The sequence below is a fragment of the Streptomyces melanogenes genome (assembly GCF_014649795.1).
GTDB lineage: Bacteria > Actinomycetota > Actinomycetes > Streptomycetales > Streptomycetaceae > Streptomyces > Streptomyces noboritoensis.
Genome location: NZ_BMTS01000023.1, coordinates 25,936 through 38,341, shown reverse-complemented (window position 1 = coordinate 38,341; position 12,406 = coordinate 25,936). Strand labels below are relative to the sequence as shown.

Annotated in this window: 1 protein-coding gene (cut by a window edge); it reads right to left on the bottom strand. The window is 73.9% G+C overall.

Features of this window, described 5'->3' with window-relative positions; all coding sequences use genetic code 11:
- Nucleotide 1 precedes the first annotated feature (1 nt).
- Nucleotides 2-12,406, bottom strand: partial view of a non-ribosomal peptide synthetase gene (locus tag IE252_RS34700; RefSeq protein WP_190093447.1) — the 3' portion only. The gene runs 9,216 nt beyond the window's last position; only the last 12,405 of its 21,621 coding nucleotides appear in the window; the start codon falls outside the window, past its right edge; its stop codon occupies nucleotides 2-4.

Here is a 12,406-nt window from a genome sequence, read left to right as displayed (position 1 = left end):
TTCATCGCTCAGTGGCCCCGTTCGCTCCGCGGCCGCCGACGAACCCCTTGACCAGGCGTTCGAGAGAGGCGTTCAACACTTCGGGCGCCTCCAGCATCACGAAGTGCCCGACGCCGTCCACGAACTCGACGTCCACGCCGTACTTCGCGGCCGAGGCCGTGTCCGTAGGCATCCACGACGTCGAGTTGACCAGGGTCACGGGCGCCCCGAACCGCTTGGGCAGCCGCTGGAGGTAGCTGAGCATCTCGCGGAAGGACGCCGAGACGATCGTCTCGCCGACGTGCGCGCGGGTGCGCTCCACCAGGGCGACGAGGTCCGCCCGGCGCGTGTTCAGGAAGAGTTCCTCGGCCCGTACCGGCGCGTCGACGAAGCTCTGCACGAACCGGTCCAGTTGCTTGGCGCTGAGCGGCTGCGGGTCGAAGGTGTGGAGCGTGTCCACGCCGACCATGCCCCGCACACGTCCCCCGAGGAGCGGTTCGGCCGCCAGCATGACCGGCCCGCCGAGCGAGTGGCCGGCCAGGACCACGTGCTCGGCGCCGACCCGGGCGACGACGTCGGCCACGTCCCGCGCGTAGGCCTCGACGGTCCAGTGCCGCCGGTCGCGGCCGGAGCCGCCGTGGCCCGCGAGGTCGAGGGTGACGACGGTGTACCGGTCGGCGAAGTACTGGGCCTGCTCCTCCCAGTACGTCATGTCGCAGCCCAGGCCGTGGATGAGGACCAGGGCCGTGGTGCCGGTGCCGAGCACCCTGTAGGCGATGTCGCCGACGCGGGCACTCTCGTCGCGCGGCACGACGGCGGCCGGAGCCGCCTCGGCGGTGTCGGTGGTGTGCGGCTTGCGCGCGATGATGCCGACGTGCTCCATGTCGGGGCCCGGCGCCCCGTACGAACCCCGGTCCACGCCGACCGCGCCGAAGTACCCGGCCCGCTCGACCACGAACCCGGCCGCCTCGCACTCCCGCCGGAAGACCTCGGGGTCGAGGGCGTTGATCAGGCTCGGCCCGCCGACGACGTGGGCCGCCTCGAAGTGGGCCGCCACGTCCGCGATGTAGCCGGGCCACGGGTCGCCCGCCCGCCTGCGCGCCTCGTAGTCGGCGGCCTTGGAGGCCCAGTAACCGAAGTAGGGCGAGTCGGTGCTCAGGAAGACCTTTCCGCCCGGTTCCAGCCAGCGGAACATCTTGCGCAGGGTCACCCCGACGCCCTCGGGCGTGAGGAAGTGCATGACGCGGCTGGCGTGCACGGCGGTGAACCGTCCGTCCTCGAAGTCGACGTCCGGCAGCACGCCCTGACGCAGTGTCAGGCGGGTGCGGGCATCGTCGTTGACGCGCTGTCCCAGGATGTCGAGGTGCTTCTTCTCCATGTCGAGCGCGACCACCCGCGCGCCGCGCTCCAGCGCCGCGATGCTGGCGATGCCGTAGGCACAGCCGAGGTCGAGGACCTCGCCGCCGCACTCGCCCGCGTACTCGGCGAACTCGGAGGAGTACGGGATGAGGTGCTCGACCATCACACCGGTCCGGTTGAGGGTCGCCACCATGCCGCCGAAGTCGATGTTGGCCGCCGACTTCAGGTCCTCCAGGATGTCGTGCTCCCGCGTGACCGGACGCGCGGGCGCGGGCAGCGGGGCCAGCGTCACGGTGTGCGGCCGCGCCTCGACGGGCTCGGGGAGCCGGTGCGGGAAGCCGGCCAGGTCGGCCAGCACGACGGGCTTCTCCGGCGCGGCGGGCCCGGCCGGAGCCGAGGCCTGGACGGCAGGCGCGGCCGGAGCCGGGGCAGCGGGCCGATCCGGGGCCGGAGCCACGCCCTCCGCGACCACCGGCGTCTCCTCCCGCACCCAGTACCGGTTCCGTGCGAAGGGGTACGTGGGAAGCCGCAGGCGCGCCGGGCGGCGGGCGGCCGACTCCGCGTCCGGGGACGGCAGGTCGTGGCCGCGCACATAGCGCTCGGCGAGCGCGGACAGCGCCCGGCGGCGCTCGGTGGCGTCCAGGCCGGCGCCGGGTGCGGTCATCCGCACGGCGTCCGTGCCGTCAGCCGACCGCGCCGGGAAGTCGCGCGCGACGGTTCCCGCGAAGCACCCCGCCCCGGCCGAGCCGTCGCGCCAGCCGCGCCACAGCGCGGCCGCCTCGTCGACGGTGTCGGCCACGACGGCACAGCGGTGCCGGAAGTGGTGACGGCCGTCGCCGAGCGTGCGGGCCAGGGCGGGCAGGTCGGCGTCGCGCAGCTCGCCGTCGGCGATCAGGTCGAGCAGCCGGTCCACGAGCTGGGCGAGCGCCGCCTCGGTCTTGGCGGACAGCGGCAGCAGCTGCCCCACCGCACCGGACTCGGCGGCGGGTGCCGCGGCGGCGGGCACGTACTCCCGTACCACGACGTGCGCGTTCGTCCCGCTCATGCTGAAGGCGCTCACCGCGCCCGTCCTGGGCGCACCCGTCGGGGTCGCCCACTCCTTCGTCGCCTTGTTGACGTAGAAGGGGCTGTCGCTCCAGTCGATGTACTCGTTGTCCTGCTCGCAGTGCAGGCTCGCCGGGATGACGCCCCGGCGCACCGACTCGGACAGGCTCATCAGACCGACCAGGCCGGACGCCGCGAAGGTGTGGCCGAAGTTGGTCTTGGTCGAGGTCAGCGCGCAGAACCCGCGCTCGGTGACGCCCGCGTCCGTACGGAAGGCCGCGCGCAGGGCGTTGACCTCGACCGGGTCGCCGAGCTTGGTCCCGGTGCCGTGGGTGACGATGTGGCCGAGGTCCCTCGGGTCGATGCCGCCGCGCTCGTAGACCGAGGACAGCAGCTCGCGCTGGGACTCTCCGGCCGGTGCGGTGATGCCGTTGGTACGGCCGTCGTAGTTGAGGCCGCTCGCGGCGATCAGGCTGTGCACCGGGTCGCCGTTCGCCTCGGCGGCGGCGAGCGGCCGCAGCACCAGGGCCGTGACCGCCTCGCCGGGCACCATGCCGTCGGCGCGCTGGTCGAAGGTGAAGCACCGGCCCGCCGCGGACAGCATGCCCGCCCGGCTCATCGCGTCCAGCGACTGCGGGGTGAGCACGAAGTTGGCGGCCGCCACCACCGCGATATCGCACTCCTTCTGCCGCAGGCTCAGACAGGCCTGGTGCAGGGCCACCAGGCCCGAGGAGCAGGAGGTGTTGACGGCGAGGACGGGGCCCTTGAGGTCGAGGAAGTACGAGAGCCGGGCGGCCAGGACGCCGTCGTGGTTGGAGGTGACGTTGCCGCCGTCCTTCACCAGGAACTGGTAGTCGCCCTGTTCCACGCCGACGAACACGCCGACGCGCTTGCCTTTGAGCTCCTCGGCGCCGAGCGCCGCGTCCTCCAGCGCCTTCCAGGACTCCTGGAGGAGGTGGCGCTGGCGCGGGTCGATCGTTCTGGCCTCCTTGGGCGCGATCTCGAAGAAGGGGGCGTCGAACTCGTCCGCCCAGTCGATGCTCCCCATCCACCGGTAGCGCTCGCCGTCCGGCCCCGCCGGTACCGAGGCGCCGAACCGTACGGGCGGCAGCTCACGGACCATGTCCTTGCCGTCGGCGAGCGCGTCCCAGAACTCGTCCACCGAGCGGCAGCCCGGGAAGATCCCGCTCATGCCGATGATGGCGACGGGCTCGTCCCCGACGGCGGGCCCGGCCACCACGACAGGCTCGGCGGCCGCCACGGGATCGGCGGTCACCGCCGGAGCCTCCGCCGCCATCCGGACGTCCTCTCCTGCCAGGTGCTCCACCAGTCGTTCGATCGACGGGTGGTCGAAGAGGACGGTGGGCAGGAGCCGCACCCCGACGCGGTCGGAGAGCTGGTGGGCGAGCTGGGTGAGGCGGATGGAGTCGAAGCCGAGGTCGATGAAGTTGCTGCGGTCGTCGATCCGGTGCGCCTCCGCCTTGAGGACGTGCTGGACCACTTCCCGTACCGCGGACGTCAGTTCACCGGTCTTCGGCACCTGGGTGCGCTCGGCGGGCGCCGGCCGCGCGGCCGGTCCTGCCGGGTCGGCGACGGGTGCCGACGCCTGCGCGGTGGGCCGCAGCACCATTGGTGCTGCGAGGTCGGCCGCCAGCAGGCGCTCGAACGCGTCGAGCCCCGCCGTCGTCTCCAGCGCCCGTCGGCCGCTGGAGCGGAGGTAGGCGTCGATGAACTCCGGGTCGGCGGTCCGCTGCGCGGACGCGCCCATACCGCCCTCCTCCCACAGCGGCCACTGGATGGCGAGCGTCCGGTGTCGCGTGGGCCGCTCGGCGAGGGCGCGCGCGTAGGCCGCCTGGAAGCGGTTGGCCACCGCGTAGTCGCCGCTGCCGAAGTCGCCGAGGACGGCGGCGGTGGAGGAGAAGTGGCAGACGAAGCCGGGGCGTTCGGTGTCGAGGCCGAGGGCGCGCTCCAGGGCGAGCGTGCCGTGCGCCTTCGCGCCGAGCACCGCACCGATGGAGGCGGCGGTCTTCGCCGGAAGTGCGACCGGCTCGGCCGCGCCCGCGAGGTGCAGGACGCCGTCGAAGGCGCGCAGCTCCTCGGGCAGTCCCGCCCGCAGCCCCGCCAGCGCGGCCGGGTCGCTCACATCGGACCGGCGGCAGACGACCCGGCTGCCGGAGCGCCGCAGCCCCTCGGCCCAGGCCTCGTCGGCCGCGCTGATCTCCGAGCGGCCGAGCAGGACGAGGTGGGCGCGGTACTCGCGCGCCAGGTATTCGGCCAGGCGGCGGCCGAGGCCGCCGAAGGCACCGGTCAGCACATACGTGCCGCCGTCGCGCAGGACGCTCCGGGTGGGCCGGGCCGGGGTCGCGACGCGCTCGACCCGGCAGGTCCGGCGCACACCGTCCGCCCGGTACAGCACGCTCACCGGGTCCGGCCGACGCTGCTCGGCGAAGAGCAGCGCGGCCCACTGGGAGGCGTCGATCGCCCCCTCGTGCAGGACCACGCGCAGGGCGGTGTCCGGCAGCACCTCGGCGAGCGAGCGCTCGTACCCGATCAGGGCGTCGAGGGCGGCCTGCTCCACGGCGTCGCGGAAGTGCCCGGCCACGAGCAGGTGCGGCACGTCCAGGCGGGCGGCGACCACCGCCCGGATCAGCGAGGCGACGTCGCGCAGCTCGCGCAGCAGGGGCGCCTGTTCACCCGGACCGGCCTCACGGTGCCCGGACGGCCAGAGGTAGTGGATCGCGTCGACGCGCCCGTATTCGGCCGCGACCGCACCGAGCGCCCGCTTCCAGCTGCGCTCGTCGTCGCGGTCCACGGGATACGGGGAGCCGGCGCCGACGAAGACCGGTTCGGCACCGGGCGCGCGCTCGCGCAGGGACCGCTCGTAGGCGGCGCGGTCCCCAGCCCCGTCGAGGAAGCACAGCACGACCTGCGCCTCGGACGCGGGAGCGTCGGGGACGGGGGCGGCGGCCGTCGGCACCCAGCGCTCCTCGAAGAACTCCAGGTCCGGCGAGCCGTCGCTTTCCTCGCGGGACACCTCGGCCGAGGCGGGTTCCGGCGCGGCGGCCTCCTCGCGGCGCAGCCAGAAGTACTCCTCGGTGAACGGGTACGTGGGCAGGCTGATCCGGCGCGCGGGGTGCGCCGCGTCGGTGTGCGGCCAGTGCGCCTCGCCACCGTCCACCCACTGCCGGGCGGTGTGTGCCAGGACGCCGTCGGCGCCGTACATCCGCTGCTCCCCACCGGAGGCGAACTCACCCAGGGCGTCGATGAGTTCGCGCACGTCGTGCACCACGAACGCCACGCGTTCGCTCTGCTGGGTGCGGCCCACCTGGAGGGTGAAGGCGACGTCGGCGAGGCGGCGGGCGCTCGGGCCCGTCTCCTCCAGTTCGGCCAGCCGGTGGGCCAGGTCCTGCGCGTACCGGCGCAGGTTCCGCGGCCCGCGCGCCGACAGCGGCACCAGGTGCGGACCGGCCAGGACGGCGTCCTCGGCCCCGCGCGCGGGCGGCTCCTCCAGAACGGCGTGGACGTTGGTGCCGCCGATGCCGAACGAGCTGACGGCCGCGCGCATCGGCTCGGCCGAGGGGGCGAGCTCGACGAGCCGGTCCACCACGTAGAACGGCGAGGCCGCGAAGTCGATCTGCGGGTTGGGCGCGCGGTGGTTGACGGTCGGCGGGATCCGCCGGTCGCTGACGACCAGGGCGGTCTTGACGAGACCGGCGAGCCCGGCCGCCGCGTCCAGGTGGCCGAGGTTGGACTTGACGGAGCCGATGCCGCAGAAGCCGGTGCGGTCGGTGCGGCGGCGGTAGGCCTCCGACACGGCCATGACCTCGATGGGGTCGCCGAGCCGCGTGCCGGTGCCGTGCGCCTCCAGGTAGCCGATGCTCTCGGGGTGCACTCCGGCGCGGTCCAGGACCGCTGAGACCAGCTCGGCCTGCCCGGCCACGCTCGGGGCGTAGTAACCGGCCTTGCGGTCGCCGTCGTTGTTCATCCCGGCGCCGCGCAGCAGCGCGTAGATGTGGTCGCCGTCGCGGACGGCGGACTCGGCGTCCTTGAGCAGGACCACGACGACGCCCTCGCCGCCGATCATTCCGCTCGCCTCGGCGTCGAACGGCTTGCAGTGGCCGTCGGACGAGAGGGTCATGCCCTCTTCGAAGAGGTAGCCGACGGCGTTCTCGCCGTACATTCCGGCGCCGCCGACCAGCGCGTGGCGGGTCTGGCCGGACTGGATGCCCTGGACGGCGAGGGTCAGCCCGGCCAGCGAGGACGAGCAGTTGCTGTGCACGTACAGGCTCGGGCCGGTCAGGCCCAGCTTGTGCGAGACGGTGGTCGGGATGGTGCCGGGCTGGGCCTGGAGGAAGCCCACCAGCGACTCGGAGTCGCGCCGCGCGTTCCGGGCCGCCAGCGGTGCCTGGTAGAGGGCGTTGCTGGTCGACATGTAGACCGCGCTGTCGGTGATGTCACCGGGCAGCCGTCCGGCGTCCTCGACGGCCTTCCAGGAGTGCTGGAGCAGCAGCCGCAGCTGAGGGTCCATCAGCTCCGCGTCGCGCGGCGAGACCTGGAAGAAGTCCGCGTCGAACAGGCCCTTGCCGCGCATGCTCGCGCGCACCGGAACGTAGTCGGGGTGCGCGATCAGGCTCTCGTCGACGCCCAGCTCGCGCAGTTCGTCGGTGGAGCAGAGCTCGACGCTCTCCTCGCCCGCGAGCAGGTTGCGCCAGAACGCGTGGTGGTCCTCGGCGCCGGGCAGCCGGCAGGAGATGCCGATGACGGCGACGCTGCCGGTGGGAGGCGCGGCGGGGGCCGGTGCGGGCGGCACGCTCTGCGCCTCGGCACGCGCCCCGGTGCCGGCGCTCGCCCGCAGGTGCTCGCTCATCCCGCGCGCGTTGACGCACTTGAAGGTCTCGGCGGCCGTGAACGGCACCCCGTACCGCTTGGCGGCCCGGTCGGCGAGCACGGCAGCAAGCACCGAGCTGCCGCCCGCGTCCAGGAACGCGTCCGTCGGGCCGAGGTCGTCGACGCCGAGCACCTCGCGCCACAGGGCGAGCACATCGCCCTCGTGCGGCAGCGGGGAGCCGGGTGCCGCCTCGACGGGCCGGGGCGCGTCCGCGCGGGTGTGGGCCAGCGCCACCGGACGCTCCTCCAGGGTCTTGCGGTCGACCTTGCCATTGGGGGTGCACGGCAGCGCGTCGATGGGCAGGACGAACGACGGGACCATGTACGGCGGGACCTTCCGGGCCAGGTGCCGGGTCAGCTCCTCGGCCGCCACCGGGCCCGCCGCCGGCACGTAGTACGCCACCAGCTGCCTGCCGTCCGCACGCGTACGGGCCACCACGACGCACTCGCGCACGGCCGGATGAGCGGCGAGGACGTGCTCGATCTCGCCGAGCTCGACCCGGAAGCCGCGGATCTTCACCTGGGCGTCGATGCGGCCCAGGCACTCGATCCGGCCGTCGCTCAGGCGGCGCGCCAGATCGCCGGTGCGGTACATGCGGGTGCCGGGCTCGAACGGGTTCTCGGGGAAGCGCTCGGCCGTCAGCTCCGGCTTGTTCAGATAGCCCCGGGCGAGCCCGGCGCCCGCGATGCACAGCTCACCGGGAACACCGGCGGGCGCGAGCCGGCCCAGGCCGTCCAGGATATAGATCCGGGTGTTGTCGATGGGCGTGCCGATGGTGATGCGGCCGTCCGCCTCGATCCGCCCGGCCGTGGACCAGATGGTCGTCTCGGTCGGCCCGAACAGGTTCCACGCCTCGCAGTCGAGCGCGGTCAGCCGCTCGCGCAGGGTCTCCGGCAGCGCCTCGCCGCCGCACAGCACGCGCACGCGCTCCTCGTTGGTCCAGCCCGAGTGCAGCAGCATCGTCCAGGTCGACGGGGTCGCCTGCATCACCGTGGGCCGCACCGCGCCCAGCAGCGCCGTGAGCCGGCCCGGATCGCGCGCGGTGTCGGCGTCGCAAAGGTGGACGCGCGCCCCGACGATCAGCGGGAGGTAGAGCTCCAGGGCGGCGATGTCGAAGCTGTGGGTGGTCACCGCGAGCAGCCGGTCGTCGGCCCGCAGGCCCGGCCGGTCCGCCATCGAGCAGAGGAAGTTGGTGAGGGCGCCGTGCGGCACCATCACCCCCTTGGGGTCGCCGGTGCTGCCCGAGGTGTAGATGACGTACGCGAGGTCGTCGGCGGTGGCGCGGGCGCCGACCGGGGCGCCGGTGGGCCACGGCCGGTCCATCAGGACCGTGCTGGGCACGTCGGCGAGCTCGCGCAGCCGGGTGCGCAGCGCGCTGTGGGTGAGGACGGCCTGGGGGCGGGCGTCGCCGAGGATGTGGGCGAGCCGGTCCTGCGGGTAGTCGGGGTCGAGCGGGATGTAGGCGCCGCCCGACTTCAGCGTCGCCAGGAGCGCGATCAGCAGCTCGGGCGAGCGCTCCAGGTACACCGCGACCAGGCTGCCGGGGCCGACACCGAGGTCCGCCAGATGGCTCGCCAGACGGCCGGAGCGCTCGTCGAGCTCCGCGTACGTGAGGGAGTCCTGCCCCGCGACGACCGCGAGCGCGTCCGGAGTGCGGGCCGCCTGCTCGGCGAACAGCTCGTGCACGGGAAGCTCGGGGTGGGCGGCCTCGGTGGCGTTCCACTCGACGGCGAGGGTGTGGCGCTCCTCGGGCGAGAGCAGCGAGCACGCGTCGACGAGCCGCTCCGGATCGGCCGGGATCGTCTCCAGGAGGTGGACGTACTGGCGCAGCAGCTGCTCGGCCGTCGCTGCGTCGAACAGGGCGGTGTCGAACTTCCAGTTGACCATCCAGGAGCCGTCGGGCCCGGCGGGCTCGACGACCTCCAGGACGAGCTCGTACTCGCCCTCCTGGTGGATGCCCTCGACGTAGGAGAAGGCGGGGGCACCGGCGGTGATGTCCTCGTGCCAGTCCTGGTACATGAACGCGTACCGGAAGACCGGCGCGCCGCCGTCGCCCGCCGACAGACCGAGCTGGCGCACCAGGGCCGTGAACGGGTACTGCCGGGCGAGGCCGTTGACCAGGTTCTTCTGGACGTCCTTGCACAGGTCGGCGAAGCGCGCCGCGCCGCTGACGCGGCTGCGGACCGGCAGCATGTCGACGAAGTGGCCCACCGTGCGCGCGAAGCCGGTCGCGGGCCGGGTGCTCACCGGCATGCCCACGATCACGTCGTCCTGCTGGGTGTACTGGCGCAGCAGGACCTTGAACGCGGCGAGGTAGGCGGCGGACGCGTAGACGCGCCGGCCGCGGGCGAACTCCGCGATGCGCGCGCCGAGTCCGGCCGAAAGGCGCCGGGTCACCGTGGCCCCGGCGCCGGAGGCGGTGGAGCGCGGCCGGTCGGCGGGCAGGGCCACCGCGGGCAGCGGCTGGGAGAGCCGCTCGCGCCAGTACGCCAGCCGCTCGTCGGCCCCGGCCTCCCCCAGCGCCTCGGCCTCGGCGGCCACGAACTCCTGGTAGGGGGCGCTGGGCTGCGGCGCGCCCGCGATCCGGCCCTCGGCGAGAGCCGTGTACTCCGCAAGCAGGTCCTTGACCAGCAGCACGGCGGAGGCTCCGTCGAGGACGAGGTGGTGGGTGTTGAGGAGCACCCAGGCCACGGCGCCCGGGCCGTGGAAGACGTCGAGTCGGCACAGCGGGCCGCGTTCCAGGTCGAACGGCTTCTTGGCGTGCGCGCGGATCAGCGTGACCGCCTCGCTCGCGTCGGCCACGGAGAGCTGATGCTCCGTCACCACCGGCTGCCCGTGCTGCTGCTGGGCCAGCAGGAGGCTGCCCCCCGCGACCTCGACGGCCGCGCCGAGCACCTGGTGGCGGGCCCGGACCCGGGCGAAGGCGGCCCGCAGGGCGCCGACGTCCAGGCCGGTGGCCTTGAAGCAGAGCGGCACGTTGTACGCACCGGACTCCGGGGACGCCTTCTGCAGCGTCCACAGCCCCTGCTGCCCCTCGGAGAGCGGGTGACGCACGGCGGGCGCCACCGGCTGCGGCGACGCGGCGACTCCCTGCCCGGTGAGGTGGGCCGCCAGCTCGTCGACCGTGGCGTGCTCGAAGAGCAGCGCGGACTCGAACCCCGGGTCGAGATCGCGCTGGATCTCCTTGGCCAGCCGCACCAGCCCCATCGAGGTGAGGCCGAGGGCGGGGAAGTCCACATCGGTGCGGACCTCGGCGGGGTCCACGTCCAGCTGTGCGGCGACGGCGTCCAGGAGCATCTCGCGGACGCCTCCGTCGCCGGTGGGTCGGGGTGCGGACGCGGGCGCGACGGACCGGGCCGCTGCCGTCGGAGCCGCGGCGAGCCGCTCCCCGTACCAGTGCGTCTTCCCGGCGAACGGGTACGTGGGCAGGCTGACGCGCCGGGGCAGCGGCGCCCCGCCGTACAGCGCCTCCCACACCAGGGCCGTCCCGGACAGCCACTGTCGGGCCGCCTCGCGGGGGTCGCCGACGGTCGCCGGCGTCCGTCGTCCGGCCTCACGGCCGGTCAGGTCGGCGTACTCGGCGCCCGGCGCGCCCGCGCCGAGGAACGCCGCCAGCCGAGCGGAGAGTTCCGGCACCGACCGTACGACGAGGGCCAGCCGCACCGGCAGCTCGTCGCGCCCCACCTGCAAGGTGTACGCGAGGTCGCGCAGCGGCACCGCACGGTCGGTGTCGCTGACGAAGTCCGCCAGCCGCCCCGCCACCTCACGCAGCTGGTCGGGGGTCCGGGCGGAGAGCGCAACCAGGCAGGGCTCGTCGGTCAGATGCGCAAGCGCCGGGGCCACGTCGCCGCCTCCAGAGTGTTCCTCGATGATCAGATGTGCGTTGGAGCCGCCCGCGCCGAAGCAGGAGATCCCGGCGCGCCTCGGCAGCGGCCGCCCGTCGGCGTCGGCCGGGGTCCACGGCGCGAGCTCGCGCTGCACCGCGAACGGCGTCCGCTTGAAGACGATCCCGCCGTTCAGCTCCTCGGCGTTGATCGACGGCGCGAGCTGTCCGTGCTTGAGCTGCATCAGGACCTTGGTGAGACCGGCGATGCCGGACGCGCTCTCGGCGTGGCCGAGGTTGGACTTAAGCGAGCCGACCGCGCAGTACTGGCCCGCGCGTGCGGTGCCGAACGCGCGGCTGAGCGCGGAGATCTCGATGGAGTCGCCGAGCGCGGTCGCCGTGCCGTGCGCCTCCACGTAACTGACGGTGGCGGGCTCGACGCCCGCCTTCTCCAGGGCGCGGGCGACGACGTCGCGCTGGGCCGTGAGGCTGGGCATGCTGTACCGGCTGGTCCGGCCGCCCGCGTTCACCGCGCTGCCCTTGATGACCGCGTAGACGTGGTCGCCGTTGGCCAGCGCGTCCTCCAGCGGCCTGAGCACGACGGCGCCCACGCCCTCGGCGGCGAGGAAGCCGTCCGCGTGCTCGGAGAACGGCCGGCACCGGTCACCGGCGGACAGCAGCCCGTGCTCGGCGAGCACGTCGAAGTGGTCGGCGTTCAGGAGCAGGTTGACGCCACCGGCGACCGCGCAGTCGTTGTCGCCGCTGTACAGGCTCTCCAGGGCGAGGTGGATCGCCGTGAGCGACGACGAGCACGCCGTGTCGAGGGCGATGCTCGGACCCTGGAAGTCGAAGAGGTACGAGGTGCGGTTGGCGATCGAGGAGTGGGCGGTGCGCCCGTTGTACGTGGCGTTCATGGCGCCCGCGAACACCCCGACCCTGCCCTGCCGGTTGAGCGCGTCGGCCGTGTATCCGGCGTCCTGGAGGGCGCTGTGGACCGTCTCGATGAACAGCCGCTCCTGGGGGTCCATGGCGGCGGCCTCGTCGTCCGGGATGCCGAAGTACTCGGCGTCGAAGGCGGCGACGTCCGCCAGGAACCCGCCCTTCGGGCGCTCCCTGCCGTCCTCCTCCCAACGCAGCCACCAGCGGTCCTCGGGGTACTCGGTGGTGCAGTCGAGGCCGTGGCGCACGTTCTCCCACAACGCGGCGGGGTCGGCGGCCCGGGGATAGCGGCCGCCGAGGCCGACGATGGCGATGTCGCGGAGGCGGGGAGCGGGCACGGCCACGGGCGCCTGGACCGGGGGCACGGCCGGAGC